Raw genomic sequence first — 25,626 nt, forward strand, 5'->3', positions numbered from 1 at the left:
CCGGACGGAGGAGGAGCCATGAACGAACAGGATGCGCGCCAGGCGGTGGAGGCCGCCATCGGCAAAGTGGCGCCCGACGTGGGTCCCGAGGACCTGGAGGGCAGCGCCAGGCTGCGCCAGGACCTGGAACTGGACTCGCTGGATTTCCTCCGCCTGGTGGAGGTCATCGCGGAGGGCACGGGAGTGGACATCCCGGAGGCAGACTACCCTGCGGTGGCCACCGTGGACGGCCTGGTCACGTACCTGGCAGGGCACGGGTGAATACCCGGAAGAAGCGCCGCCGTTGGGGCCGCCGCCTGGGGATCGCGGCGCTGGTTGTCCTGGGGCTGGTCCTGGTCTCGGCGATGGCCAACGCGGCCCTGGAGGCGCAGGAGAAGGCAACCATGCCCGGCTACGGTGAGCGGGTGGCGGCGGCCGGGGGATCGTTGAATGTGGTCCGCAATGGAAACGCGGCAGCACATCAGGGCCCGCCTCTCATCCTGCTCAGCGGCCTGGGAACCGCCGCGCCCGGCCTGGACTTCACCCCGTTGATCCGCGAACTCGGCGACTTCGATGTGATCGTGGTGGAAGGGTTCGGCTATGGCTACAGCGACATGGAGGCCAGCGCGCGGACCAATGAGAACATCAGCAACGAGCTCCATGAGGTCCTGTCAAAGCTCCAGGTCCGGCAGCCCTATGTCCTGGCCGGCCACTCTATCGCCGGGTTCTACCTGCTGGACTATGCCAACCGTTACCGCCCGGAAGTCTCAGCGGTGGTGGGCATCGACGCGACAATTCCCAAACCGGGGGACCATCCGGTGGAGGAGCCGCAGCCCGGCATCAACTGGGCGAAGCTGGTGGCCGCAACGGGGCTGATCCGCGACGTTGCCGCCGTGGCGCCGGGCCTCTTCGATCCGGACAGCAACGCCTATTCCGACGAAGAGCTGAAGCGGATGCGAACCATGATGATCTGGAACTTCGGCAACTCCGCGGTGGCCGATGAAACGGCCCGCATCGCAAACAACGCTGCGGCGCTCCGCGGCGTCACATACCCCGCAGACCTTCCGGTCCTGGCCTTCATCGCTGATGAACAGAATGACAGGATAGCCACTAAAACGGCCGCGGCTGAAGACCTGCTGAGGAACGTCACGCGGCACCAGGTGCTGCCCCTTGAGGGCGGTCATTACCTCCACTGGACGCAGTCCGGGCGGATGGCGGCGGAGATCCGGCGGTTCGTTGCCCCCGGCGGCTAATGGCCGGCTTTATCCCGCGGCGTGGTCGCTGCCGCGCATCCGGACGGCAACCACGGCGCCGGAGGCTGCGGTAAGGACCGCGACGGCGGCGATCGCGGCGGGGATGCCGTAGAAGTCGGCGAGGACACCCGAGAGGAGGGCACCGACGGCGAATCCGCCGTCGCGCCACAGCCGGTAGACCCCCACGGAGCGGGCCCGCCAGGCCGGGTGGGCCACGTCTCCGATGGCGGCCAGCAGAGTGGGGTAGACCATGGCGGTACCGAAGCCCAGCACGACGGCGGCGGCGAGCCATGGCCCGAAGCTGTGCGCTGATGCGACCACTCCCAGTGCCACGGCCTGCACCAGCATGCCGGCCGCGATGAACCATTTCCGTCCCCACCGGTCCGACGCGGCGCCGGTGGCCAGCTGGGCGGCACCCCAGGCGGCGGGGTACGCGGCCGCCAGGATGCCGATCTGGCCGAGGTCCAGGCCTGCGCCGGCGAACAGGACGGGGAAGAGGCCCCAGGCCAGGCCGTCGTTGAGGTTGTTGACCAGGCCGGCCTGGCTGGCTGCCGAAAGGGATCGGTCCCTGAAGCTGGTGAGGGTAAACACCTGGCCCGTGGAGAGGCCGGCATGGGCGTTGCTGTGGACGCCGACGTGTTGTGAGGCCTCAGCCATGGCATGGTGGTGGGTCTCCCGGACGGCCAGGACAGTCAGGCCCAGTCCCAGGGCAATGAACGCGGCACCCAGCAGGAACGGGGCCGGGCGGAGGCCGTAGGCAGTTGCCAGGTAGCCGGTGGCCAGCGCGGTGGCGGCGACGCCCAGGTAGCCCGCCGCCTCGTTGAAGCCCATGGCCAGGCCACGCTGCCTGGGGCCGACGAGGTCCATCTTCATGATCACGGCCGTGGACCAGGTGAGGCCCTGGCTGATGCCCAGCAGCACGTTGGCCGCCACGATCCAGCCCCACGACGGGGCGAAGATGAGCATCAGCGGTACGGGCACTGCCACCAGCCAGCCCGCCACGAGGACGGGTTTCCGGCCGTACCTGTCCGAGAGCGTGCCGGCGAAGTAGTTCATCGCGGCCTTGGACAGGCCGAAGGCCAGGATGTAGGTCAGCGCGCCCGTGTACAGGTCCAGGTGGAACGTCCGGGATGCGAGCAGGGGCAGGACGGTGCGTTCCTGGCCCAGGGTGCCGCCCACCAGCGCGTTGACAGCCACCAGCAGCATGAACTGCGCCAGGTTCTGCCGCAGGCCCAGCACGGCACCGGCTGTTCCGGTGGCATGGCGGGGGAGGGTCCTGCCCGGCATAGGGTGCTCCGTTCGTGGGGACGTAAGGTGGCCCGGGCGTGCGGGGGCACGCCCGGGCCGGGTCCGGACACGCGAGGACGCGCCCGGACCTGAACCCGGGCAGGAGGGGGGTCCTGCCCGGGTGGTCTTGGGTGGAGTGGCTAGGCGGCGGGGACGCTGTTCTGCCAGGCGTTCCAGGCGGCGTAGCTGCCATCGAGTTCGACGACGTCGTACCCGGCCCGGCGCAGGGCGCTGGCGGCGACGGAGTTCCGGACGCCCGACTGGCAGTAGGACACGATGGTTCCGCCGGCCGGCAGTTCATCCAGGTGCCACATGAGGCGGCCGCCGCTGAGCTGGTACGCGCCCGGGACATGCCCGGCCTTGTACTCGGTCTTGTTGCGGACGTCCAGGAGCATCGCGGCGTCGAACTTCCCGAGTTCCTCCGGCTGGATCAGCTTGGGAGTGAAGGTGGGCAGGCCCTCCATGCCGGTGACGTAGCCGGCCACGTTGTCGATGCCCACCCGGACCAGATGGTCCCACATGTCCTGGGCCTGGTCCCGGTCCTTGGCAAGGAGCACCAGCGGGTTCTTGTCCGTTTCCGGGTTGACCACCCAGGCGCCGTAGCTGGCCACGGACTTCCCGGCGGGGACGTTCAGGGACCGGGCCACCGTGCCGCGGTGCACTTCGTCTTTGGAACGGGTGTCGATGAACGTCAGCGTGTCCTCCGCCAGGCCCTTGGCCACGACGGCGGTGTCCAGTTCCTTCAGCGGAGCGCGTTCGCCCATGACGGCCGGCCCCACGCGGTTTTCGCGCTTCATGCGGCCGAAGTAGGCGTGGGCGTCGGGCTGGCCGTCCAGGAGTTCATCGATGAAGCCCTGCTCGTCATTGGCGGCGAGGTACGGGCCCCACCAGGCGTAGAGGCGTTCGTAGCCCACGGTGGAGGACGGGATGGCGCCGAGGGCCTTGCCGCAGGCGCTGCCCGCGCCGTGCGCGGGGTGGACCTGGACGTAATCCGGCAGGGTCAGGAACTTGTCGCGCAGGCTGGCGAAGAGCTGCTTGGCGCCCACGAAGCGGGTGTCCACGCCGCCGGCTGCTTCGTCCAGCAGGTCAGGCCGGCCCAGGTCGCCGGAGAACACGAAGTCGCCTGAGAGCAGGTAGCCGGGCTGGTTGCTGAACGCGCCGTCGGTCACCAGGAAGGACAGGTGCTCCGGGGTGTGGCCCGGGGTGTGGACCGCCTTGATGGTGATGTTGCCCAGGGTGATGGTGTCGCCGTCGTACAGCCGCTCGCCGTCGAATTCGTACTGCCAGTCCGGGCCGCCCTCGCCGGAGACGTAGATCCTGGCGCCGGTGGCAGCGGCAAGTTCGCGGGTGCCGGAGAGGTAGTCGGCGTGGATGTGGGTCTCGGTGACGGCCACGATCTTCATGCCGTTTTTCGCGGCGAGGTCCTGGTAGACGGCGATGTCGCGGCGGGCGTCCACCACGATGGCTTCACCCTTGGCCTGGCAGCCGATCAGGTAGCTGGCTTGGGCCAGGTCTTCGTCGTAAATGCGTTCGATAAGCATCTGGTGCTCTCCTTCGGGTGAAAGGGGATGGAGGGGTTCTGAATCAAGTATAGATACCCCCCGGGGTATAACGCAACGAGGGGAACTGATGTGGCCGCCGGTGGCTCAGGCGTGCTGGTGGCCGGCTTCGGCGCGGAGTTTGTCCATGTCCAGGTTCTTGACGGCCTGGATGACTTCCTCGAGGCCGGTGGCGTTGAGTGCTCCGGGCTGGGAGAAGACGAGGGTCTTGTCCTTGAAGGCCATCAGGGTGGGGACGGAGGTGATGTTTGCTGCGGCGGCGAGGGCCTGTTCGGCTTCGGTGTCCACCTTGGCGAAGGTGATGTCCGGGTGGCGTTCGGCGGCGGCGCCGTAGGTGGGGGCGAACATGCGGCACGGGCCGCACCATGCTGCCCAGAAGTCTACGAAGACGATGTTGTTGTCCTCCAGGGTCTGGGCGAAGGATTGCTCGGTGATGTCGATGGTTGCCATGGTCTGTCGTGTCCTTTCGGGCGGGTGGGGTTGTTGCCTCGCGGCAGGGCCTAGGTGGTGGGGAGTCCGGCGCGGGTCCACGCGGTCATGCCGCCGGCCATGGTGTCCGCCTTGTAGCCGACGCCGTTGAGGGCTTCAGCGACGGCGGCACTGCGGTTGCCGCTGCGGCAAATGGCGATCACGGGCACGGCCGGGTCCAGTTCGGACAAGCGGGCCTGCAGCTCGCCCATGGGGATGTGCAATGCGCCGGGGATCATCCCTTCGGCGACTTCGAAGTCCTCGCGGACGTCAAGGATCCGGGCGGTGGAGCGGCGCTGGTCGGTTTCGGTGATGGTGATTTCAGCCATGGTGGTTCTCCTTTGAAGTGGTTTCGGCTGGGTTGCCGGGTGGTGTTGCTTGCCTAGCGGACGGGCTCGCCGGCTTGGCGCCATGCGGCCATGCCGCCGCGTACCGAGTAGGCGTCGTACCCCTTGGCGGCCAGGAGGCGTGCTGCTGAGGCGGACCGTACTCCGGAGGCGCAGACGGCGATCACGGGGCGGGTCTTCTGGATCCCGGCGGTGCTGGCCTGCAGCCGGTCCAGGGGGACGTGCTTGGCCTGCGGCGCCCGGCCGGTCCGCCATTCCTGGGCTGACCTGACGTCGATCAGGGTGGCCCCCGAGCCCAGGAGTTCCTTGGCCTGCGCCACGGATACCGTCTTGTAGGGCTTGCTGAAGGCTTTTTTGAGGGAATCGATGAGTCCCATGGTGTTCTCCTCTTGGTGGGTCAGGCGGTGACCGTGCCGGCGGTGACCCATGCCGCGACGGCGAAGATGAGTACCGCGAATGAGATGCGGATGTGCTTGTCATGCAGGCGGCGGGCCAGCCGCGCGGCGACGACGGATCCCAGGATTGCCGGGACCGCGAACGCCAGGGTGGTGGCCCAGTCGACGGTGTAGCCGGCGGCGTGGGCGCTGAAGCCGGCAGCGGAGTTGACCACGATGATTGCCAGTGACGTTCCGACGGCCTGCTTCATGCGCAGGCCCAGGAAGATGGTCAGCGCCGGGGTGATGAGGAAGCCGCCGCCCACGCCGAGCAGCCCGGTGAGGAACCCGACGAGCAGGCCAACGCCTACGGCCTTCGGGGCGCAGGAGCGGAACGCCCGGTGCGGCCCCGTGCTGCAGGACCCTTCGGTTTCACGGGGTTTCATCAGCATCCGGATGCCTGCGGCCACCATGATTCCGGCGAACGCCAGCATCAGGAGGTTCGGGTCCAGCAGCTTGCCCACGGCCGCGCCGGCCCAGGCCGCCGGAATCCCGGCGCCGCCGACCAGGGCGATCACGGGCCAGTTCAGGCCCTCCCGGATCCTGGGGAGCAGGGCCGTGAGCGAGGATACGCCCACCACCAGCAGCGACGTCGGAATCGCCTGGGCGGGGCTCATGCCCACGCCGTACACCAGGGCCGGAACGGCGATGATGGAGCCGCCGCCGCCCACGACGCCCAGGACGATGCCGACGACAAGCCCCAGGCCCAGGGCCGGAATCATGCCGCGGCGTCCTCTTCTGCTGCCGGAACGGGAAGCTGGAGGATGGCGCTTTCGCGGGTGGGCTCCTTGGCGGCCTTGTTCCACGGCATGGCCGAAAGGGCCTTGCCCATGGCGCAGGTGTTGGTTGCGGCCGAGAACGTCAGGCCGGTTCCGATGGCGCCGGCAAGCATGCGGACCTTGGGGGAGACGAACTTGCCGCCCACCAGGCCCAGCATCACCAGGGAGCCGGCGGCCAGGCGGACCTGGCGCTCCAGGTCCCAGCGGTCCTTGCCCTTGACCACGTCGCCGCCCGCGGCGGCGAAGCCCGGAACGCCGCCGGTGAGGACGTAGGCGGTGTCGAGGCCGACGGTGGCCATCCGCTGCCGGGCCTGCTCGGCGCGGACGCCGGACTGGCAGACCAGGACCACGCGTGAACCCAGCCGGGCGGCGAGCTCATCGGTGTGCTCCGAGAGCAGCGGCAGCGGCACGTTGTAGGAGCCGCGGATGTGCATGGACTCGAATTCGGCGGCGGAGCGCACGTCGATGACCACGAGGTCCTGGTGCTCCGTGAACCAGGACCGGAGGGTTTCGGGGGCAAGCGCTTTAACGGCGGTTGCTTTTGAAGGGGAAGTCATTGATGCCTCTCGGAAGGGATGGGCTGGATACCCCACCGAGTATCACAGATACCCCCGGGGGTAGTCAAAACACCCGGAGGGGTATACAGTTGACGGGAGCACCCCATCAATGGAGACCCTTCTTATGGAACTGAACCCAACCGAACTCACGCCCGTGATCAACCGCCTCAAGCGCGCCCAGGGACAGCTCGCCGCCGTCACCCGGATGCTTGAAGAAGGCCGGGACTGCAAGGACGTGGTCACCCAGCTGGCCGCCGTGTCCAAAGCCCTCGACCGCGCCGGCTTCGCCATCATTGCCACCGGGCTGGAGCAGTGCATCACGCAGAAGGACCAGACCATGGACCGGAAGGACCTGGAGAAGCTCTTCCTCTCCCTGGCCTAATCAGCCTGCATTATCAGCGGACCGTCGAATATCCCGAGGAGCACCATGACGTACACCCTGGCCACCACCGTGTCCCTGCCCTGGGCGGAAGCGCTGGAGCGCACCCGCGAGGCCCTTGCGGCACAGGGCTTCGGGATCCTGACGGAAATCAACGTCCGGTCCACCTTCGAAGCCAAGCTGGGCGCCGAGGCCGCGGACGCCGTCGGGGATTACGTCATCCTGGGCGCCTGCAATCCGGCCCTTGCCAGCCGTGCCCTCGCAGCCGAGCCGGAAATGGGTGCGCTGCTGCCCTGCAACGTGGTGGTGCGGCGTAAGGCCGATGCCACCGAGACCACCGTCGAGGCCATTGACCCGCAGACCATGGTCCAGCTCAGTGACGCTGCCGCGGTCAAAGAGGTTGCGGACGACGCCGGCGCGCGCCTTCGGAAGGCCCTCGCCAGCCTGGGGTGAGGCAGGGGAAGTCCGCACCAGACTTCTTGTGGCGACGCGCTTGAACACCTGCGACGCGCATATTCCCTAGCGCTCGGGCTATTCGGGCAGCGCCGGGGAATGTGGGTGTCGAAAGTGAGCGTGGGCAGCGGGAAGCTCTCGGGAGCGGTGGCGGATCTCCAGCTGGACCACATCGCGCGTGAAGGAATACGTGAGCAGCGCCAGCGCCACCGCCGGGAAGGCGGCAGCCCACGGGATACCAGGGACAAGCGCCACCAGCAGCGCCAGCGGTTGGAAGGCCCCGATGGCCTTGCGGGAAACACTGGGCGGCAGCGGCTCACGCAGGTGCGGCCTGAAGAACGCGGCGGCCGTGAACACGTAGTACATGCCCCCGATCGCCAGTGTCCACGGGCCCGCCACCGCCGCGGCCGCGATGGACAGCACAAGCACCAGCGCGGCGTCGGTGGCGGCATCGAAGCGTGCCCCCGCCGGGGATGCTGTCCCGGTCCGCCGCGCCACGGCGCCGTCCAGCCCGTCCAGCAGGAAGGCGACGCCGCCAAGGGCCGGCACCAGGAAACTGCTGCGCCCGGTGAACAGTTCCGGGACGGCCACCACGGCGCAGAGTGCCACCAGGACGGCACGGAGCAGGGTGACGCGGTCTGCCGGAGTTGAAAAGCGCGGGATGCGCCGCAGGACAGAGCCGACGGCGGCCGCGGTCACCAGGGCGCCTGCACACAGGCCGGCCATTTGGAGGACCGGTCCGGAGGCGGACAGGGATGACAGCCACAAGGCCGGGAGCATGTAGGCGGCCAGGGTTGCCACCGCGTCAGGCATCGCGCGCCCGGACATCGCCCATCCGGCTGCGCCCATCTGCCACCTCCCCCGCATGCTGGCAACGGCCCCGGCGATCGTCACGGCCGGCGACGCCCGGCACGGACCCCCGTGCCGTCGTCGGCCCTTCTCCCGCGGCCGCTACGGACCAGGCCCGCCAGGGCCAGCAGCGATCCCGCTCCTTCGGCGACGGCGCTGAGGGTTTTCGAGAAGAACCATACGGGATCGTACATTGCCGGAATCGGACCTATGGCCGGGATGTCCACGTATCTGTAGAGCATGACGGCGGCGAAGGCGCTCAGTGCCACCGCCAGGGCGAGCGCATAGGCGGCGCGGCTGCCGCGGACCAGGACATAGAGGCCGGCCACCAGGGCAACCGCGGCTTCGAGCAGGAACAGGGCGCCCTGGCTGATGGTGCCCGGCTGCGCGGCCTGGTAGCCCGGGGCCAGGAAGAGATGGACGCCGGCATCGATGAACAGCGCCAGAGCGGTCAATAAACGTAGAGCCACGTCTATGTATACGCCCGAAGTTCCCTCCCGGTTCACCCCGGACCCTTATATCTGCGGGTTTTATGGGGAATATTTAGGGGCATCCGTGGTTTTGCGCCTGTAGCGGGCAGCGAAGCCTGCGGCCCTACGAGTAAGGAGAATGACAATGACCCTTCCCCAGGAACTCACGCCGGGAACATGGCTCCTGGACATGTCCCACAGCGAGATCGGCTTCAGCGTCCGACATGCCGGAATCAGCAAGGTCCGTGGCCGCTTTACCCAGGCCAGCGCCGAAGCCAGGGTGGGGCGGTCCCTGGAGGAGTCCTCGGTGCATGCCACGGTGTCCACGGCAAGTTTTGACTCCGGTGACGCCAACCGGGACGCGCACGTGAAGGGCGCGGACTTCTTCGACGTCGAAAAGTATCCCGAAATGACGTTCCGCGGCACCCACATCGAAGGGGACGGGGAGGAATACACCCTGACGGGGGACCTGACCATCAAGGGCGTGACCCGGCCGGTGGAGCTTGAGGTTGAGTTCACCGGCGTCGCCGTGGATCCCTTTGGCGCCACGCGGGCAGGATTCTCCGCGGAAGCCGAAATCAGCCGCAAGGAGTTCGGGCTCACCTGGAACGCCGCGCTGGAAGCCGGCGGCGTGCTGGTCAGCGACAAGGTCAAGATCAACCTCGAGGCGGCTCTGGTCAAGCAGGGCTGACAGGCCGGACCGCGGCAAGGCAACGTCAGGCAACCGCCGTGGACCTCCGCCTGGTCCCCCGTGTGCTGTTCCTCCGGGCTGCGTGGCGGAAACGGGACCGCTGGGACGCCGCCCGGATCGCCGCACACCAGGACCATGCCCTGACGGAACTGCGCCGGGCGGCCTACGCCGGCTCGGAGTTCTACCGCCGCCACCATGCCGGCCTGCACGACGCTCCGCTGGTCCGGCTGCCGCCGGTGACCAAAGCAGACCTGATGGAGCACTTTGACGAGGCCATCACCACCCCGGACCTGACGCTGGCGGAAGTGGAAGGCCATCTGCGGTCGCTCGTCGAGAGCGGTGGAGACCCCGGGCTGCCATGGAAGGGCCGCTGGTGGGCGGCGGCGACAGCCGGGACCACCGGCCGGCGCGGAACGTTCGTCTGGAACCGCGCGGAGTGGGCTACCGTCCTGGCATCGTACGCCCGCGCGAACGACTGGGCAGGGTTTACCCTGGGGCTGACCCGGCCGCTGAAGGTGGCCCTGGTCAGCTCGCGGGTCCCCACCCACCAGTCAGCCGTCGTCGGCGCATCGGTGCGCTCCGGAGTGGTCCCCACCCTTCGCCTGGACGTCACCGCACCCATGGAGGAGAACGTCGCCGCCCTCAACCGGTTCCAGCCCCGGGTCCTCGTCGGTTACGCCTCAGCACTCAAACCCCTGGCCGCGGAACAGCTGGCAGGGCGGCTGCACATCGCGCCGCAGGGGGTGATGTCAGCGTCCGAGGTGCTCAGCGCCCAGGCCGCAGCGGAACTGGAATCCGCGTGGGGCAGCGCCCCTTTTGACGTCTACGCCGCCACCGAAACGGCGGGGATCGCATCCCCCTGCACCTACCGGAACCGCCACGTTTACGAGGACCTCCTCATCATCGAACCCGTGGACCAGGCCGGCAACCCCGTCCCGGCGGGGACAACCGGGTCCAAGCTCCTGGTCACCGTCCTGTTCTCCCGGACCGTGCCGCTGATCAGGTACGAGATGTCGGACACCGTAAGGCTCGGCGGCAGGGGCTGCCCCTGCGGACGCAGTTTCACCGTCATGGAGGATATCGAGGGGCGCATCGAGGACGTCCTGCAGCTGCCGGGCAGGACCGGCACCGTCAGCGTGCACCCGAATGTCTTCCACCAGGTCCTGGACCAGGCGGCCGTCGCAGGCTGGCAGGTTATCCAGGAACCGTCCGGCCTGCGGGTGCTGCTGGCCGGACTCGCACCAGGGCAATCCGAGGAAGGGGTCCGGGCTGCGGTGACCGCCGCCCTTATGGCTGCCGGCGCGGCGCACATGCCCGTGGACATCCGGCTGGTGGATCGGCTTGAACGGACTGCGCTGGGGAAAGCACCATTCGTGCGCGCCTGGAAAAACCGGCCCTAAGGTGCCCCCGGACGGAGGCAACCGGCCCGTTGACGCCCGGCCTACACCGGTTCCGGCCGCACCTTCACGTTGCCCAGCGAGCGGATCAGAGCGACGGCGGTGATGGACCCGGCCGCCATGATCGAGGCCAGCACCACCACCTGGAACCGGCCGGCCTCCAGGGGTGAGGCGCCGCCGAAGATCGCGCCCACGAACGCGCCGGGAAGGGTGACCAGCCCGGTGGTCTTGGTTTGGTCCGTGGACGGGATCAGGGCCGAGTGTACTGCCTGCCGCGCCTGGAGCAGGGTGGCCTGCCGGGGCGTCGCCCCCAGCGCCAGCCAGCCCTCCACCTGGTCCCACTGCTCCAGGACGGCCTCGAAGAAACGGCGTCCGGCCAGGGTGGCGATGGTCATCGAGTTGCCGATCACGATCCCGCCCACGGCCAGCAGGTACCGCGGCGCGAATTCGATGGCGCCCGTTCCAAACACGACGGCCACCGTTACCAGGATGCCGGCAGCCATGGTCACCGCCACCAGGGCGAAGCGGCGCCAGGACCAGGTGAGCCTTCGTGTTGCCGTCACGGACGCTACGGTGAACATGACCAGCAGGGCCACCCCCACCCACAGCGGGTTGCTGATGACGCCGCCCAGCACCAGGCTGATGGCAGCGAGCTGGGCTGCCCCGCGGAGGATGGCCAGGGCAGGGGAGAGGTACGACGGCGTCCGCGCGCCCCAGAGGATTCCCACCGTGAGTGCCGCCAGGATGGCAAGGGCCACCAGGGTGGGCAGCAGGGCGGAAAGGGCGGGCATGTCGCCAGCTTACTGAGCTACCGCGGCTGCCCCTGCCACGCCCGCTCACACCCGGCAGGTTTTGCTCGAGCGCCCGCCCACGGTCTGACCCGCGGAGGCAGCGGGTTGGTCAGTATGGCCGGAGGGGATAAGACTGTGGGTATGGCACGGGGAACGCTTCGGATCTTCCTGGGTGCGGCAGCGGGGGCCGGCACCACGTACTCCATGCTGCGCGAGGCGCACCAGATCCTGGCCGGCGGCAGGGACGTCGTGGTCGGCATCGCCGCCGCACACGGGAGGCCTGACACCGGGCAGCTCCTTGACGGGCTCGACGTCGTGGCGCCGCGCCTTCTGCCCGACGGCAACGGGGCGGAGGTACCCGAGCTTGACCTGGACGCTGTGCTGGCAAGGAAACCGGAGGTGGCCGTCGTCGACGAGTATGCGCACGTCAATGCTCCGGGCAGCAGGAATACCCGCCGCTGGCAGGACATCGAGGAGCTTCTGGCGGCGGGGACGGACGTGCTGACCACTCTTGCCGTCCAGCATGTGGCATCGCTGAAAGACGTCGTCGCCGCAATCACCGACGAACCAGACGGGGAACCGGTCCCGGACGCCGTGGTGCGGCGGGCAGACCACATCGAGCTGGTGGACATATCGCCCGAACTCCTGCGCCAGAGGGTTGCAGACGGGAAGGTTGTGCCCAGGGACAGGATCGACGCTGCCCTGGCCAACGAATTCCGGCTGGGCAATCTCATTGCCCTGCGTGAAATCGCCTTGATCTGGCTGGCGGACCGGGTGGACGAGGGGCTGGCGGGCTACCGGAAAAGCCAGGGGATCACCGCCACCTGGCCGGCACGCGAGCGGGTTGTCGTCGGACTCAGTGGAGGCCCCGAAGGGGAGCTGCTCATCAGGAGGGCGGCCCGGATCCTGTCCCGGGTCAACGGCGGGGACCTGCTGGCGGTTCACGTCCGGCGCGCCGAAAGCACGGCCGCGACGCGAGGGCAGCTGCTGGACGCGCAGCGGCGCCTCGTCGCCGACCTCGGCGGCACCTGCCATACGGTGTCCGGTGAGGACGCAGCGGGGTCCCTCCTGGAATTCGCCCGCAGCGTCAACGCCACCCAGATCGTCATCGGCGCCTCACCGGGGACGCTCCGGAGCAGGATCCTCGGTATCGGTGCAGGCGCCAAAGTGGTCCGGGGCTCGGGCGATATCGACGTGCACATCGTCTCACTTCCCCAGGGCGGCCCTGGACTGCCGGGGCCATCTCCCGCGGCGCTCAGCGGCAGGCGCACGCTGATCGGCTTCGTCCTGGCTGTGGTCCTCCCGGTCCTGGTAACGGCGGCGCTGTCCCGCAATCCGGAGCTCAACCTCGCCACCCACGCACTGGTCCATCTGACCGGGGTGATGGCCGTGGCGTTCATCGGCGGCCTGTGGCCTGCGGTGCTCGCCGCCGTCCTGGACTCGCTGCTGCTGAACTACTTCCAGACGGACCCGGTGGGAACGCTCAATATCAGCGACCCGCAAAACGTCTTCGCGCTGCTGGTCTTCCTCAGTGCCGCGGTGGCCGTGTCACTGGTGGTGGGACTGTCTGCAAGGCGCGCCCGGGAAGCCGCACGGGCCCGCGCGGAAGCCGCCACCCTCGCGGACCTCGCCCACGATGCCCTCCTGGCCGATGACACCGTTGCAGCGTTCATGGGCAAGGTCCGGGAAACCTTCCAGGTCCGTTCGGCCGGGCTCTTCACCACATCCGGGGACAAGGACGCAGCATGGGAGCTCCAGGCGTTCTCCGGGGAGGCGCCTCCTCCCTCCCCGGACACGGCAGGGTTGACGGACAGCGTGGAACTCGCCGACGAGCGGACCGCCCTGGTCCTCTCCGGACGCACCCTCACCGCCGGGGACCGGCTCCTCCTGTCCGCCCACGGCGCCCACCTCCTGTTGCTGCGCCAGCGCCATGCCCTTCAGCGGACGCTGCAGAGCACCGCGAAGATGGCCGAGGGCAACAACGTCCGCACGGCCATCCTGCGGGCGGTCAGCCATGACCTGCGCACGCCGCTGGCGGGGATAAAACTGGCCGTAACGGCCCTGCGGCGCCAGAGCCGCAGGCTTCCCGATGAGGTGCAGGCCGAGATGCTCGAGACCGTCGAGTCCTACACCGAGCGCCTGGACGCCCTGATCGCCAACCTCCTGGACATGTCCCGGATCTCCAGCGGTTCGGCTGCGCCACTGACAGCGCCCGTCACGTGGCGTGATGCAATCGAGGACGCGCTGCGCGGCCTCCCGGCGGACCGGATCCGGGTGGAGCTTCCCCCGGACATCCCTGCGATCTATGCCGACCTGGGGATGTTGGAGCGGGTCATCGCCAACATCGTGGAAAACGCGCTTAAATACGCGCCGGCGTCCGACGTGGCCATCGTCGGCGTTTCGACGGGAACCAGGGGAGTGGTCGACGGCGGCGCCCCCTTTGGCGAGTTGTACATCGTCGATCACGGGCAGGGCGTGCCCGCTGCCGCCGTCGAGGGGATCTTCCAGCCCTTCCAGCGCCTCGACGACGCCCCCGCGGGACTCGGGATGGGGCTTGGCCTCGCCGTCGCGAAAGGCTTCACCGAGGCCATGGGCGGTCACCTGCTGGCCGAGCCGACCCCGGGCGGGGGACTGACCATGGTCATCCGCCTGCCCCAGGTTGCCGCACCGGACGTTTCCACCCCTCGCCGGAAAGCAGGCACCAGCACCTCATGAGGACAGTATTGATCGTTGACGACGAGCCGCAGTTCCTGCGTGCCCTCCAGGTCAACCTGGAGGCTGAGGGCTACCGGGTGCTGACCGCCCTGGACGGGGTGGCCGCCCTGAAGCACGCGGAAGGCGGCCATCCGGATGCCATGGTGCTGGACCTCGGACTGCCGGACATCAACGGCGTGGACGTGATCACCAGGATCCGCCGCACCAGCAGCATGCCCATCATCGTGCTTTCCGCCCGGCACGGGTCCGTGGACAAGGTCCGGGCCCTGGACGCCGGGGCGGACGACTACGTCACCAAGCCGTTTGGCCTGGACGAACTCCTGGCCCGGCTGCGCGTTGCCGGCCGCCGGAGCGGCACGCTGGACGTGGCGGACGGCGGGGCCGCCATCGATGTGGGTGATTTCCAGGTGGACTTTGCCAACCGGAAGGTGACCCGGGCGGGGGACCCGGTCCGGCTCACCCCCCGCGAGTGGGCCATCCTGGAAATGCTGGTGCGGAATCCCGGCCGGCTGATAACGCAACAGCAGATGCTCGCCAGGGTCTGGGGTCCCGGCTATGACAACGAGACCCACTACCTGCGCGTCTACATGGGCCAACTGCGGCGCAAACTGGAGGCGGATCCCGCCCGCCCCCGCCACCTGCTTACCGAGGCCGGCATGGGCTACCGCTTCGAGCCGTGACCTGCCGCCGGACCGCTCCGGCCGCCGTCGAACATCACGCGTAAAGGAAACATCAAGAATTCCCTTTCTGGCGCTTCCGCCAATTTCGCCGGTGCTAGCTTCGCAATGATCGCGGTGCAACGGGCAGCGCGGAAAGGCAGACATGACCACGTTGAGCAGGCCCCCGGCGGATCCTTCCGCCACCCACCCGCACGGAAGGGAGGCGCTGAAGGACTGGCTGCTGTTCGGGCTGCAGGACAGCAAGGGCACCCACCAGGGCCCCGGCGGTGTTCCCACCCAGCACGAAAAAAAGCACTCGTGGTGGCAGGTCATGTGCCTTACCGGCGTGGACTACTTCTCCACCCTGGGCTACCAGCCGGCCATCGCCGCGCTGGCAGCCGGTGTCATCTCCCCGCTGGCCACCCTGGTCCTTGTGGCCGTGACACTGTTGGGCGCCCTGCCGGTCTACCGCCGGGTTGCCGGTGAAAGCCCCCGCGGTGAGGGCTCCATTGCCATGCTGGAGCGGCTGCTGCCCCGCTGGGGAGGAAAGCTCCTGGTGCTGGTCCTGCTCGGGTTCGCCGCCACCGACTTCATGATCACCATGACGCTCTCGGCCGCCGATGCCACCGCGCACCTGATCGGCAATCCTGTTGCCCCCGGTTGGCTCCAAAACCAGAACGTCCCCGTAACGCTTTTCCTGCTGGCCCTGCTGGCTGCCGTGTTCCTGCGCGGGTTCAAGGAAGCGATCGGCGTCGCCGTCTTCCTGGTTGTCCTGTACCTGGGCCTTAATGCGGTGGTGGTGGTTGCCACCCTGGTGCAGGTGGTCTCCCACCCGGTGGCGATGGGCGACTGGTGGACGAATCTGTGGGTGTCCCACGGCAACCCCCTGATGACGGTGGCCATCGCACTGCTGGTGTTCCCCAAACTGGCGCTGGGCCTGTCCGGCTTCGAGACCGGCGTTGCCGTGATGCCGCAGGTCCGCGGAGCGGCGGATGACACGGAGGAGAACCCGGCCGGCCGAATCCGCGGAGCCCGGCGCATGCTCACCACGGCTGCGGCGATCATGAGCGTGTTCCTGCTGACCACCAGCTTCATTACCGTTGTCCTGATTCCGGAACAGGAATTCCAGCCCGGCGGCCAGGCGAACGGGCGCGCCCTGGCCTACCTGGCGCACGAATACCTGGGCGTGGGCTTCGGCAGCGTCTACGACATCAGCACCATCGGCATCCTCTGGTTTGCCGGTGCCTCGGCCATGGCCGGCCTGCTGAACCTGGTTCCCCGGTACCTGCCCCGCTACGGCATGGCCCCGGAGTGGGCCAAGGCTGTCAGGCCCTTGGTGCTTGTGTTCACCCTGGTCGGGTTCCTCATCACCTTCATCTTCAACGCCGACGTCGACGCCCAGGGCGGTGCCTACGCCACCGGCGTCCTGGTGCTGATGACCTCCGCCGCGGTGGCCGTCACGTTGTCGGCGCGCCGGCGCGGGCAACGGAACCTCACCTTCGGCTTCGGTGCCATCTCCGTGGTGTTCGCGTACACCACGGTGGCCAACATCTTCGAGCGGCCCGAAGGCATCCGGATCGCGGCGATCTTCATCTTGGGCATCATCGTCATCTCCCTGCTGTCCAGGGTCCGCCGGTCCTTTGAGCTGCATGCAACCCGGGTGCACCTGGACCAGCAGGCCCTGGAGTTCATGTCCAGCACCCTGGACGGCCCCATCGCGATCATCGCGCACGAGCCGCTGCGGATGTCTGCGGAGGCATACCGGGACAAGCTTGAGTCTGCCATCGAGGTCAGCCACCTCCCGCTGGCAGGCGATGCCCTGTTCCTGGAAGTGATCGTGGATGACTCCTCCGACTTTGAAACGGAACTATATGTCCGTGGCGTGAACCGCCACGGTTACCACATCCTGGAAGTCCACGGGCCGGTTGTTCCCAATACCATCGCCTCGGTACTGCTGCATATCAGGGACGTCACGGGGCTCATGCCGCACATCTACTTCCGCTGGACTGAGGGGAATCCGATCACCAACCTGGTGCGGTTCCTGTTCCTGGGCGAGGGCGAAATCGCGCCGGTGACCAGGGAGGTGCTGCGCGAGGCCGTCCCGGACGTCACCCAGCGCCCGTGGGTCCACGTCGGCTGACCGGGGGATACGTCGTCGTCCCGTCCCTGTGCGCAGGGGCAGCCACGTGCGGCACTGTTGCCGCCACCCGCGCGGCGTCCGCCAGGCTGACCGGGACGTCCGCGCGGAAGGCCGCCTCGGCGTCGTCCTCCCGCACGCCCGCCGCCAGCACCATCACATGCACCATGTCGCCGTAGGAATCGTTGCAGGCCAGGATGTCGCCGGGCACTCTGTGCCCCTGCCCGCCCGTCGAGGGCCACGGCTGGAAAATGACCCACCACCCCTCGCCGTCCTGGTCGGGGAAAAGGTAGCCGCCGGCCGGGTGGAGGGCGCGGCCGTTCAGTGCGCGCCCGCCGTAGCCCTCCACGGCCTCGGCTGCCGCGGCAAACCTGACCCTGCCACGGTCATCGGGCGCCTCATCCCACCGCATCTCCGCTCCTTGCCGTCACGTGCATGTGCTGACCTGCCTCCATCAAAGGACGGTGCACGCGCGGCCGGGGCGGCAGGGCCGTTTTATTGACGGAATATTTACAGCCTGTCCCGCCGGGGAGATGCCTGGGCCACCAGCGCCGTGGTCGGCCACCATAATGGAACCCATGCACAGCCCCGTCACCATCCGCCCCATGTGCCCCGAGGACTGGGACGCCGTCCACGCGATTTACGCCGCCGGCATTGCCACGGGGGAGGCGACGTTCGAGAGCGAGCCGCCCACCTGGGAGGCGTTCGACGGCGGCCGGTTGCCCGGGCACCGGCTCATCGCCGAGGACGCGGGCCGGGTTCTGGGCTGGGCCGCCGTGACGTCCGTTTCGTCCCGGGAGGTCTACCGGGGCGTCGTGGAGCACTCCATTTACGTGGCGCCGGAAACGCACGGCCGGGGCGTGGGCAGGCTGCTCCTCGGTGCACTGATCGATTCCACGGAGGCGGCAGGAATCTGGACCATCCAGTCCAGCATCTTCCCGGAGAACACGGCCAGCCTGGCGCTGCACCGGAAGCTCGGCTTCCGGGTGGTGGGAACCAGGGAACGGATCGCGCGGATCAGCCACGGCCCCAAGGCCGGGCACTGGCAGGACACCCTGCTCCTGGAACGCCGCAGCGCGGTGGCCGGGATGGAGTAAGGCCTACCGCGAAGGCAGCGTCAGGATCTCGGCGCCGTCCTCCGTGATGGCGATGGTGTGCTCGGTGTGGGCCGTCCTGCAGCCGGTGGCGCTCCTTAGCGTCCACCCGTCGTCGTCCGTCACCAGCTGGTCCGTGTCCGCCATGATCCAGGGCTCCAGCGCGAGCAGAAGCCCGGGCCGCAGCTTGAAGCCGCGGCCGGGCCGCCCGGTGTTGGGCACGTGCGGGTCCTGGTGCATGGTGGAACCGATGCCATGGCCGCCGAACTGCGTGTTGACCGGATACCCCGCATCAATGAGGACGCGGCCGATGGCGTACGAGATGTCCCCGATCTTGGCTGCCGGCCCTGCGGCGGCGATCCCGGCTGCCAGGGCGCGTTCGGTCGCCTCGATCATGGCCACGCTCTCCGCCGGCCGTGATTCGCCCACGATGAAGCTGATGGCGGCGTCCGCGGCCATTCCGTTCTTGACGACGGCGAGGTCCAGGGTCAGCAGGTCGCCGTCGGCCAGTGCGTAGTTGTGGGGCAGCCCGTGCAGCACGGCATCGTTGACGCCCGTGCAGATGTAGTGGCCGAAGGGACCCCGGCCGAAGGACGGCGCGTAGTCCACGTAGCAGGATTCCGCCCCCGCGTCGGTGATCATTTCCTTGGTCCACTGGTCGATGTCCAGGAGGTTGGTGCCGACGGTTGCGCGGCTTTTCATCGCCTGCAGGATGTCAGCCACCAGGGCGCCGGTCTCCCGGGCGCGGGCCACCTCAGCCGGGGTGAGGATCTCGATCATGGTGCGCCCTTCGTGTGCGGGGTTAGCTCCAGGTGCCATCCTATTTGCCCGTGCGCAGAAGGGTGCAAGGGGCTCTTTCGTACAGCGGAATGTTGGGGTTGCCAAAGACATAGATGAGTGTAAATATTTACGTGTGTCTATGTCTTTGGAGTTGACCCCGGTCCAGGCGGTGGCGTGCTGCGCGCCGCTGGCCCGGGAGCCTTTGTCCCTGCCGGAAGCTGAAGGGATCGCCCCCTTGCTGAAGGCCCTGGCGGATCCGGTCCGGCTGCGGCTGATGTCCATGGTCGCCTCGCGTGAGGGCGGCGAAGCCTGCGTCTGCGACCTCAACGATGCCTTCGAGCTGTCCCAGCCCACCATCAGCCACCACCTGAAGATCCTGCATGAGGTGGGTCTGCTGGAGCGGGAAAAGCGCGGCGTGTGGGTTTACTACCGGGCCCGCACCGAGGCCCTGCAGAACCTGGCCGCCCTGATCGGCGGGCAGGCCGCATGACCGGTCTGGCCCGGCGTGCCACGGCAGAGTTTCTCGGCACCGCGTTCCTGGTCATGGCAGTGGTCGGCTCGGGCGTGATGGCCTCCAGGCTGTCACCGGACGACGTCGGCCTGCAGCTTTTGCAGAACAGCCTCGCCACGGGTGCCGCGCTGGTGGCGCTGATCATGGCACTGCAGCCGGTGTCGGCGTCGTTCAATCCGGTGGTGACCCTGGTGGAGCGGGCGCTGGGGATGATCGACACCACCACGGCGGCCGGCCTGGTTGCGGGGCAGATCCTGGGCGGCCTGGCCGGCACGGTGGCCGCCAACCTGATGTTCGGGCTGGACGCCGTCAGCTGGTCCACGCACCAGCGCACCGGCGTCCCGCTCTGGATGGGGGAAGTCATTGCCACGGTGGGCCTGCTGCTGGTCATCTTCGGCACCGTCCGGTCGGGCCGTGCTGACCGCGTGGCGTTCGCCGTCGGCGGCTACATCACGGCCGCCTATTGGTTCACCAGCTCCACCAGCTTCGCCAACCCTGCGGTGACCATGGCGCGCACCGTCACGGACACCTTTGCCGGCATCGCGCCGCCGTCGGCCCCTGCCTTCATCCTGGCGCAGCTGCTGGGCGGCGCCGCCGGATTCTTCCTGGTCCGCTTCCTCTACCCCTCCTTTGCTGCTGTTTCCGCCGCCCCGGCGGCCGACCGAAAGGTGCTCTCATGAGCTACAAGGCAAGCTCCGCATCCCTCCCCGTGGCCGTCATCGGCGCCGGGCCCGTCGGCCTGGCCGCGGCCGCGCACCTGCTGGAACGCGGACTGGAACCCATCGTGCTCGAGGCCGGGCCCACGGTGGGTGCCGCCATCCGCGAGTGGGGCCATGTGCGCGTCTTCTCCACGTGGAAGTACAACCTGGATGCCGCCGCCGTGCGCCTGCTGGAACGGGCCGGCTGGGCAGCGCCCCGCCCCACCGCGCTGCCGTACGGCTCCCAGATCGTCTCCGACTACCTGGAACCGCTGGCCGCCACACCGGAACTCAAGGACCGGATCCGGACCGGGACGAAGGTAGTTGCTGTCAGCCGGCAGGGCATGGACAAGGGCCGCAGCCACGGCCGCGACAACGCCCCGTTCCTCCTGCGCATCCAGGACGGCAGCGGGGAAACGTCGGAGCTCCTGGCCCGCGCCGTGATTGACACCTCCGGAACCTGGACCACGCCGGCGCCCCTGGGAGCTTCCGGCCTGCCCGCCCCGGGTGAGGCGGAAGCCCGGGCCGCCGGGCTGGTCACCGGGCCCCTGCCGGACGTGACCGGCGGCGGATTCGCCGGCCGCCGCACCCTTGTCATCGGCTCCGGACACTCCGCCGCCAACATGGTCCTGGACCTGGCCCGCGTGGCCCGCGCCAACCCGGGAACGGAAGTCCTCTGGGCCATCCGGGCCGCCACGCCTGCCCGTGCCTACGGCGGCGGGGACGCCGACCAGCTGCCCGCCCGCGGCCAGCTGGGCGCCCGGCTGCACACCGCCGTCGACACCGGTGCCGTCCAGCTCCTCACAAACTTCCACACCGGCCGCCTCGAAACCCGTGACGGCAAGGTCACTGTGCACGCAACGGATGGCCGCAGCCTCACCGTGGACAGGGTCATCCCGGCCACAGGGTTCCGGCCGGACCTGTCCATCCTGTCGGAGCTGCGGCTGGACCTGGACCCGGCCGTCGATGCCCCCAAGGCCCTGGGCCCGCTGATCGATCCCGACTTCCACAGCTGCGGCACGGTTCCGGCCCATGGCGCCAGGATCCTGGAGCAGCCGGAAAAGGACTTCTACCTGGCCGGCATGAAGTCCTACGGCCGCGCGCCCACCTTCCTCATGGCCACGGGCTACGAACAGGTCCGCTCCATCGCTGCAGCCCTGGCTGGCGATACCGAAGCCGCGGACGCCGTGGAACTTGAGCTGCCGGAGACCGGGGTGTGCTCCACCAGCCTCCCTGAGGCCGGTGACGCCGGCGACACGGCCGGGGACTCCTGCTGCGGAACGCCCGCGCCGGTGCCCGTGACCATCGGCTTCGCCACGGGCCTGCAGCACGGACGCACCGCCGAACCTGCCAGCCTATGATGTGACCACCGGCTGATGCCTAAGGACGGGAGCCCCCGATGACGAAACCGGACAGTGATCCAGTGAAGGCGGACCTGCTGTGGATCGCGGCCGATTTCCGGAACATCGTCCTGGGCGCCAGCGATGACGAGCTGGACCTCCCGTCCATCGGAACGCGGTGGACCAACCGGCAGCTGCTCTTCCACATGGTCCTCGGCCAGAACATCACGCTTGCGGGCATACCGCTTTTGGGACTGTTCTCGCACCTGCCGCCCGCGGCCTCCCGGACCTGGAGCCGCCTCCTGGATTCCTGTGCCCGCCCGTACAACTGGGTGAACTGGGCCGGGAGCGCGGCCGGGGGCCGGGTCCTGAAGCCAGCCGGCATGCTCCGGATGATGGACCGGACTACGGCGGTGATCGTGAACTGGTACGGCCATGCTAACCAGGATGCGCTGGGCCGCGGCATGACGATGCCCACCGCGTGGGACCCCTACTTCCTGCCGTGGATGAGCCGCCGGGACGTCCTGGAGTGGGCGCCCAAGCACTACCGTCACCACCGCGCGCAGCTCAGCCTGACCACGCTGCCGTCCCTGCCCCCAGGCAGGTAGCGCGAATTCGCTCTCGCAGCTGGCCTGCGCCGTGTCATGGGTATTGACTACCTGATTTTGCTGGCCTGATTTTGCTGCGACGCGCCTCTTCATTTCCGACGCGCACATTCCCATTCGCGGCCCTGATTTGGGCTGCGCGGGGGAATATGAGCCGCGAAGATGAAGTTGCGCGTCGCTAAAGCCAGCCCGGCCGGTGGCTGACCGGCTCAGTCCGTGATGTCGGTGCTGGTGCTCAGGTCCTGCCACTGCTCCAGCTCGGCGCGCTGTGCCTCGGCCACCTTGCCGAACGCGCCGAAGGCGTCGGTGCCCAGGACCAGGAGGCCCGGCGGGTTGGCGGATTCCACGACGGCGATGATCGCCCGGGCGGCCTTGTCAGGGTCGCCGGGCTGGTTGCCGTGGGCGGTGTCGTGTTCCTTGCGGCGCTTGCCGGCCGTGTCCGCGTAGTCGTCGATCGCCGTCGCGGACTGGGTCAGTGAGCGGCCGGCAAAGTCCGTCCGGAAGCCGCCGGGTTCGATGGCGGTGACGTTGATGCCCAACGGTTTCAGCTCGTTGCGCAGGGACCCGGACATGCCCTCCAGCGCCGCCTTGGTGGCCGCGTAGTAGCCCGAGCCGGCGGGGGTGATCCGGGCGCCGATGGAGGAGATGTTCAGGATGGACCCGGCCTTGTTGGCGCGCATGCCCGGGAGGACTGCCTTGATCATGTCCACGGCCCCGAAGAAGTTGGTGTCGAACAGGCGGCGGATGTCGCCGTCGTCCGCTTCCTCCACGGCGGCCCGGTAACCGTAGCCGGCGTTGTTGACCAGCACGTCGATGCTGCCGAACTTTTCCTCCGCTGCCTTGACCACCGTGCTGATCTGCGCCTTGTCCGTGACGTCCAGGGGGAGTGCCAGCGCGGTGTCGGGGAAGCCGGCGGTGACCTCCTGCAGCGTTTCCACCTTGCGGGCGGTGACGACGGCGTTGTGCCCGGACGCGAGCACGGCTTCCGCCAGTGCCCGGCCGAGTCCGGTGGAGCAGCCTGTGATGAGCCATGTTGCCATGGGTTTTCCTTTCATAGGGTTTGAAAACAGGTGGGGGTTACCAGGTGGAGGCGACGGTATGGGTGATGACCCAGCCGTTGCCGCGCGGCTCGAACCAGGAGCGCAACCTCAGGCGCCAGTTGCCCCTTGACCCCCAAATCGTGGCATCGGTGAGGGTGCGGGCATTGAGTTGGGGAGCCTTGCCTTCGGCACCGAAGCGGGCCTCGACGGTTTCCATCCGGTGGTACTGCATCTCGCCCGATTGGATGGCAGCCAGCCACTCGGCCCTGGGCTGCACGTACCCGGTCATGTGCGTCAGTGTGTAGTCCTCGGCGAGGATGCCGTCCAGCTGTGCCACGTCGCGCGACACCATCGCTTCACACAGGACGTCGTGAAGCTCCCGCACCTCCGCTGCGGTGACGTCGTTGCTCATGCGTGGTGCCGCCGTCGTGCCTGTGCCGTCAGTTCATGGGCGCCGTAGCTGTTGTCGTCAGGGTTGACGGTGACGCCGGGCGCCACCAGCTGGTCGATGCGGTCCAGCACCTCGGGCGCCAGCTTGGTGTCCGCCGCGGGGAGGTAGGACTCCAGCTGCTCCATGGTGCGCGGACCCACGATGGCGGAGGTAACGCCGGGGTGGTTGATCACGAACGCGATGGCCAGCTCGATCATGGTGACGCCGGCCCATTCGGCCACCTGGGCGAGCTCCTCCACGATGTCCAGCTTGCGCTGGTTGGCGGGCTGGGTCATGTCGAACCGGGCGCTGGGGCGGGCACTGGAAGTAGGCCTGGATGCCGAGTCCTTCCGCCACCGGCCGGAAAGCCAGCCGCCGGCCAGCGGGCTGTAGGTCAGTGTCCCCATGCCGTGCCGCTGCACGGTGGGCAGCACATCCTCCTCGATGCCGCGGGTCAGGATGGAGTACGGCGGCTGCTCGGTGACGAACCGCTCCAGGTTCCGCTCGCGGGACGCCCACTGCGCCTCCACGATCTGGGAGCCGGAGTAGGACGAGGAGCCGATGTAGCGCACCTTGCCCTGGCGGACCAGATCGGTGAGGGCGCCCAGGGTTTCCTCCACGTCGGTGTCCGGGCTGGGCCGGTGTACCTGGTACAGGTCGATGTAGTCGGTGTTCAGCCGGCGCAGCGAGTCCTCTACCGCGCGCATGATCCAGCGGCGGGAGCCGCCCCGGCGGTTGGGGCGGTCCTCATCCATGGGCATGAAGAACTTGGTGGCCAGGAATACGTCATCGCGCTTTCCTGCGAGCGCCTCCCCGACAATCTCCTCGGAGGCCCCGGCGGAATAGACGTCCGCGGTGTCGACGAAGTTGATGCCCGCGTCCAGGGCGTGGTGGATGATGCGGGTGGCGTCGGCGCGGTCGTTGTTGCCCCACGGGCCGAACATCATGGCACCGAGGCAGAGGGGGCTGACCTGCACACCGGTGCGGCCAAGCGGGCGGTATTCCATGCTGGTTCCTTCTCTTCTTGGGCTTCTAGGCTTCGGGGATGACCATGGCGAACCGCTCGGGGCGGGCCACGTCCGGGTCGGGACCGCTGCGGACGCCGGTGTCCAGGGCGTCGATGGCGGCGAGCTCGGCCGCGGAAAGCTCGAAGCCGAACACGTCGAAGTTCTCCGCGATGCGGGCCGGGTTGGTGGACTTGGGGATGGCGGAGCGGCCCTGCTGCAGGTGCCAGCGGAGCATCACCTGGGCGGGGGTCTTGCCGTGGGCCTGCGCGACGGCGGCGATCGCCGGGTCCCGCATGACGTTCTTCCGGTTCTCGCCCCAGCCCGGGTAGAACGTGATGCCGCCGATCGGCGACCACGCCTGGGTGAGGATGCCGTGCTCGGCGTCCGCCGCCTGGACGTTCCGCTGGGCGAAGTAGGGGTGCAGTTCGATCTGGTTGACGGCCGGGACCACGTCGGTTTCCTCGAGCAGCTGCGCCAGGTGGTGAGGCATGAAGTTGCTGACGCCGATGGCCCGCACCCGCCCGTCCTTGAGCAGGGTCTCCAGCGCCTTGTACGCGGCGATGGTCTTCTCGAACCGGTCCGGGGCGGGCTGCTCCACGCCCAGCTTGCCGGCGGCCTTGTCCCAGGCGTGCAGGGCCCGGTCGTAGCCGTAGTCGCTCACCCAGACCTTGGTCTCGATGAATACGTCGGCCCGGTCCAGGCCGGAGCGGCGGATGCCCTCGCCAACCTCCCGCTCGTTGCCGTAGGCGGCGGCGGTGTCGATGTGCCGGTAGCCCACCTCCAGCGCGGTCTGGACCGCCGACGTCGTCTCTTCCGGGGGACTCTGGAAGACGCCCAGGCCGAGCGCCGGCATTGTGATTTTGTTGTTGAGCGTGAGTTCCATAACCATGCCTTTCACGGTATTGGGGTGGACGGGT

General features: G+C 68.5%; 30 protein-coding genes. 14 read left to right on the forward strand and 16 right to left on the reverse strand.

Annotated features, from left to right (window positions below; genetic code table 11):
- Positions 1 to 18: 18 nt before the first annotated feature.
- Complete coding sequence (locus ASG79_RS17430) at positions 19 to 261, forward strand: acyl carrier protein (protein WP_056392768.1); 243 nt, start codon at positions 19 to 21, stop codon at positions 259 to 261.
- Complete coding sequence (locus ASG79_RS17435) at positions 258 to 1,232, forward strand: alpha/beta fold hydrolase (protein ID WP_056392770.1); 975 nt, start codon at positions 258 to 260, stop codon at positions 1,230 to 1,232. The genes ASG79_RS17430 and ASG79_RS17435 overlap by 4 nt, the downstream gene beginning before the upstream one ends.
- A gap of 9 nt (positions 1,233 to 1,241) precedes the next feature.
- On the opposite strand, the gene ASG79_RS17440 is transcribed toward ASG79_RS17435, so the two are convergent.
- From ASG79_RS17440 to ASG79_RS17470, 7 genes are all read right to left on the reverse strand, one after another.
- A complete protein-coding gene (locus tag ASG79_RS17440) occupies positions 1,242 to 2,519 on the reverse strand; it encodes an MFS transporter (RefSeq protein ID WP_056392772.1) in 1,278 nt (425 codons plus the stop codon).
- 140 nt (positions 2,520 to 2,659) lie between these two features.
- A complete protein-coding gene (locus tag ASG79_RS17445) occupies positions 2,660 to 4,060 on the reverse strand; it encodes an MBL fold metallo-hydrolase (protein WP_056392775.1) in 1,401 nt (466 codons plus the stop codon).
- 105 nt (positions 4,061 to 4,165) lie between these two features.
- A complete protein-coding gene (gene trxA, locus ASG79_RS17450) occupies positions 4,166 to 4,528 on the reverse strand; it encodes a thioredoxin (RefSeq protein ID WP_056392777.1) in 363 nt (120 codons plus the stop codon).
- A gap of 50 nt (positions 4,529 to 4,578) precedes the next feature.
- Positions 4,579 to 4,875 (reverse strand): rhodanese-like domain-containing protein, encoded by a 297-nt coding sequence (locus ASG79_RS17455; RefSeq protein ID WP_018768797.1) that lies wholly within the window; start codon positions 4,873 to 4,875, stop codon positions 4,579 to 4,581.
- Positions 4,876 to 4,928: 53 nt separating this feature from the next.
- Positions 4,929 to 5,270, reverse strand: a complete 342-nt coding sequence (locus tag ASG79_RS17460) for a rhodanese-like domain-containing protein (RefSeq protein ID WP_056392779.1) — start codon at positions 5,268 to 5,270, stop codon at positions 4,929 to 4,931.
- Between the two features lie 20 nt (positions 5,271 to 5,290).
- Positions 5,291 to 6,049 carry a sulfite exporter TauE/SafE family protein gene (locus ASG79_RS17465; protein WP_018768795.1) on the reverse strand — a complete coding sequence of 253 codons (759 nt, stop codon included), beginning with the start codon at positions 6,047 to 6,049 and terminating at the stop codon, positions 5,291 to 5,293.
- Positions 6,046 to 6,663 (reverse strand): rhodanese-like domain-containing protein, encoded by a 618-nt coding sequence (locus ASG79_RS17470; RefSeq protein ID WP_018768794.1) that lies wholly within the window; start codon positions 6,661 to 6,663, stop codon positions 6,046 to 6,048. Before ASG79_RS17470 ends, ASG79_RS17465 begins: the two co-directional genes overlap by 4 nt.
- A gap of 124 nt (positions 6,664 to 6,787) precedes the next feature.
- Here ASG79_RS17470 and ASG79_RS17475 point away from each other — a divergent pair, with 124 nt between their 5' ends.
- Entirely contained in the window at positions 6,788 to 7,045 is a 258-nt protein-coding gene (locus ASG79_RS17475; RefSeq protein ID WP_018768793.1) for a metal-sensitive transcriptional regulator, read from the forward strand.
- A 45-nt stretch (positions 7,046 to 7,090) separates the two neighbouring features.
- Positions 7,091 to 7,495, forward strand: a complete 405-nt coding sequence (locus ASG79_RS17480) for a DUF302 domain-containing protein (RefSeq protein WP_056392781.1) — start codon at positions 7,091 to 7,093, stop codon at positions 7,493 to 7,495.
- A 78-nt stretch (positions 7,496 to 7,573) separates the two neighbouring features.
- Here ASG79_RS17480 and ASG79_RS17485 read toward each other — a convergent pair whose 3' ends face one another.
- Together ASG79_RS17485 and ASG79_RS17490 are read right to left on the reverse strand one after the other, a co-directional pair.
- Complete coding sequence (locus ASG79_RS17485; protein ID WP_235509839.1) at positions 7,574 to 8,344, reverse strand: CDP-alcohol phosphatidyltransferase family protein; 771 nt, start codon at positions 8,342 to 8,344, stop codon at positions 7,574 to 7,576.
- A gap of 41 nt (positions 8,345 to 8,385) precedes the next feature.
- Positions 8,386 to 8,799 carry a hypothetical protein gene (locus ASG79_RS17490; protein WP_056392785.1) on the reverse strand — a complete coding sequence of 138 codons (414 nt, stop codon included), beginning with the start codon at positions 8,797 to 8,799 and terminating at the stop codon, positions 8,386 to 8,388.
- A 160-nt stretch (positions 8,800 to 8,959) separates the two neighbouring features.
- On the opposite strand from ASG79_RS17490, the gene ASG79_RS17495 reads away from it, so the two are divergent.
- Both ASG79_RS17495 and ASG79_RS17500 read left to right on the forward strand, forming a co-directional pair.
- Positions 8,960 to 9,505, forward strand: coding sequence for a YceI family protein (locus tag ASG79_RS17495; RefSeq protein ID WP_018768789.1), 546 nt, complete (start codon positions 8,960 to 8,962; stop codon positions 9,503 to 9,505).
- 38 nt (positions 9,506 to 9,543) lie between these two features.
- Positions 9,544 to 10,905 (forward strand): phenylacetate--CoA ligase family protein, encoded by a 1,362-nt coding sequence (locus ASG79_RS17500; protein WP_056392787.1) that lies wholly within the window; start codon positions 9,544 to 9,546, stop codon positions 10,903 to 10,905.
- 41 nt (positions 10,906 to 10,946) lie between these two features.
- On the opposite strand, the gene ASG79_RS17505 is transcribed toward ASG79_RS17500, so the two are convergent.
- Entirely contained in the window at positions 10,947 to 11,693 is a 747-nt protein-coding gene (locus ASG79_RS17505) for an ABC transporter permease (protein WP_018768787.1), read from the reverse strand.
- A gap of 141 nt (positions 11,694 to 11,834) precedes the next feature.
- On the opposite strand from ASG79_RS17505, the gene ASG79_RS17510 reads away from it, so the two are divergent.
- The 3 genes from ASG79_RS17510 to ASG79_RS17520 all read left to right on the forward strand — a co-directional run bounded on the left by ASG79_RS17510 (position 11,835) and on the right by ASG79_RS17520 (position 17,207).
- A complete protein-coding gene (locus ASG79_RS17510) occupies positions 11,835 to 14,408 on the forward strand; it encodes a DUF4118 domain-containing protein (protein WP_056392789.1) in 2,574 nt (857 codons plus the stop codon).
- Positions 14,405 to 15,088 (forward strand): response regulator, encoded by a 684-nt coding sequence (locus ASG79_RS17515; RefSeq protein ID WP_056392791.1) that lies wholly within the window; start codon positions 14,405 to 14,407, stop codon positions 15,086 to 15,088. The genes ASG79_RS17510 and ASG79_RS17515 overlap by 4 nt, the downstream gene beginning before the upstream one ends.
- A 142-nt stretch (positions 15,089 to 15,230) precedes the next feature.
- On the forward strand, positions 15,231 to 17,207 hold the full coding sequence (locus tag ASG79_RS17520; protein ID WP_056392793.1) for a hypothetical protein: 1,977 nt from the start codon (positions 15,231 to 15,233) through the stop codon (positions 17,205 to 17,207).
- Here the strand turns inward: ASG79_RS17520 and ASG79_RS17525 are convergent.
- Positions 17,176 to 17,616, reverse strand: a complete 441-nt coding sequence (locus ASG79_RS17525; RefSeq protein WP_056392795.1) for a hypothetical protein — start codon at positions 17,614 to 17,616, stop codon at positions 17,176 to 17,178. The genes ASG79_RS17520 and ASG79_RS17525 overlap by 32 nt on opposite strands.
- A gap of 166 nt (positions 17,617 to 17,782) precedes the next feature.
- Here ASG79_RS17525 and ASG79_RS17530 point away from each other — a divergent pair, with 166 nt between their 5' ends.
- The gene (locus ASG79_RS17530) at positions 17,783 to 18,301 is read left to right on the forward strand and encodes a GNAT family N-acetyltransferase (protein WP_056392797.1); all 519 of its coding nucleotides are present in this window, start codon (positions 17,783 to 17,785) and stop codon (positions 18,299 to 18,301) included.
- A 3-nt stretch (positions 18,302 to 18,304) separates the two neighbouring features.
- Here ASG79_RS17530 and map read toward each other — a convergent pair whose 3' ends face one another.
- The gene (map, locus tag ASG79_RS17535) at positions 18,305 to 19,078 is read right to left on the reverse strand and encodes a type I methionyl aminopeptidase (RefSeq protein WP_018768780.1); all 774 of its coding nucleotides are present in this window, start codon (positions 19,076 to 19,078) and stop codon (positions 18,305 to 18,307) included.
- 139 nt (positions 19,079 to 19,217) lie between these two features.
- On the opposite strand from map, the gene ASG79_RS17540 reads away from it, so the two are divergent.
- From ASG79_RS17540 to ASG79_RS17555, 4 genes are read left to right on the forward strand one after another with little or no spacing between them, the layout of a single operon-like run.
- Positions 19,218 to 19,568, forward strand: a complete 351-nt coding sequence (locus ASG79_RS17540; protein ID WP_082581804.1) for an ArsR/SmtB family transcription factor — start codon at positions 19,218 to 19,220, stop codon at positions 19,566 to 19,568.
- Positions 19,565 to 20,269: an aquaporin gene (locus ASG79_RS17545; RefSeq protein WP_056392798.1), complete on the forward strand. Its 705-nt coding sequence runs from the start codon at positions 19,565 to 19,567 to the stop codon at positions 20,267 to 20,269. Before ASG79_RS17540 ends, ASG79_RS17545 begins: the two co-directional genes overlap by 4 nt.
- On the forward strand, positions 20,266 to 21,648 hold the full coding sequence (locus tag ASG79_RS17550; protein WP_056392799.1) for an FAD-dependent oxidoreductase: 1,383 nt from the start codon (positions 20,266 to 20,268) through the stop codon (positions 21,646 to 21,648). Before ASG79_RS17545 ends, ASG79_RS17550 begins: the two co-directional genes overlap by 4 nt.
- 38 nt (positions 21,649 to 21,686) lie before the next feature.
- Positions 21,687 to 22,235, forward strand: a complete 549-nt coding sequence (locus tag ASG79_RS17555; RefSeq protein WP_056392800.1) for a DinB family protein — start codon at positions 21,687 to 21,689, stop codon at positions 22,233 to 22,235.
- A 206-nt stretch (positions 22,236 to 22,441) separates the two neighbouring features.
- Here ASG79_RS17555 and ASG79_RS17560 read toward each other — a convergent pair whose 3' ends face one another.
- Genes ASG79_RS17560 through ASG79_RS17575 form a run of 4 tightly spaced genes read right to left on the reverse strand, consistent with a single transcriptional unit; the run spans position 22,442 to position 25,592 of the window.
- Positions 22,442 to 23,272: an oxidoreductase gene (locus ASG79_RS17560; RefSeq protein ID WP_056392803.1), complete on the reverse strand. Its 831-nt coding sequence runs from the start codon at positions 23,270 to 23,272 to the stop codon at positions 22,442 to 22,444.
- A gap of 37 nt (positions 23,273 to 23,309) precedes the next feature.
- A complete protein-coding gene (locus ASG79_RS17565; RefSeq protein ID WP_056392805.1) occupies positions 23,310 to 23,684 on the reverse strand; it encodes a nuclear transport factor 2 family protein in 375 nt (124 codons plus the stop codon).
- Positions 23,681 to 24,709, reverse strand: a complete 1,029-nt coding sequence (locus ASG79_RS17570; protein ID WP_056392807.1) for an aldo/keto reductase — start codon at positions 24,707 to 24,709, stop codon at positions 23,681 to 23,683. The genes ASG79_RS17565 and ASG79_RS17570 overlap by 4 nt, the downstream gene beginning before the upstream one ends.
- A 25-nt stretch (positions 24,710 to 24,734) precedes the next feature.
- Entirely contained in the window at positions 24,735 to 25,592 is an 858-nt protein-coding gene (locus tag ASG79_RS17575; protein WP_056392809.1) for an aldo/keto reductase, read from the reverse strand.
- Positions 25,593 to 25,626 lie beyond the last annotated feature (34 nt).

It is taken from the genome of Arthrobacter sp. Soil761 (assembly GCF_001428325.1).
Taxonomy (GTDB): domain Bacteria; phylum Actinomycetota; class Actinomycetes; order Actinomycetales; family Micrococcaceae; genus Arthrobacter.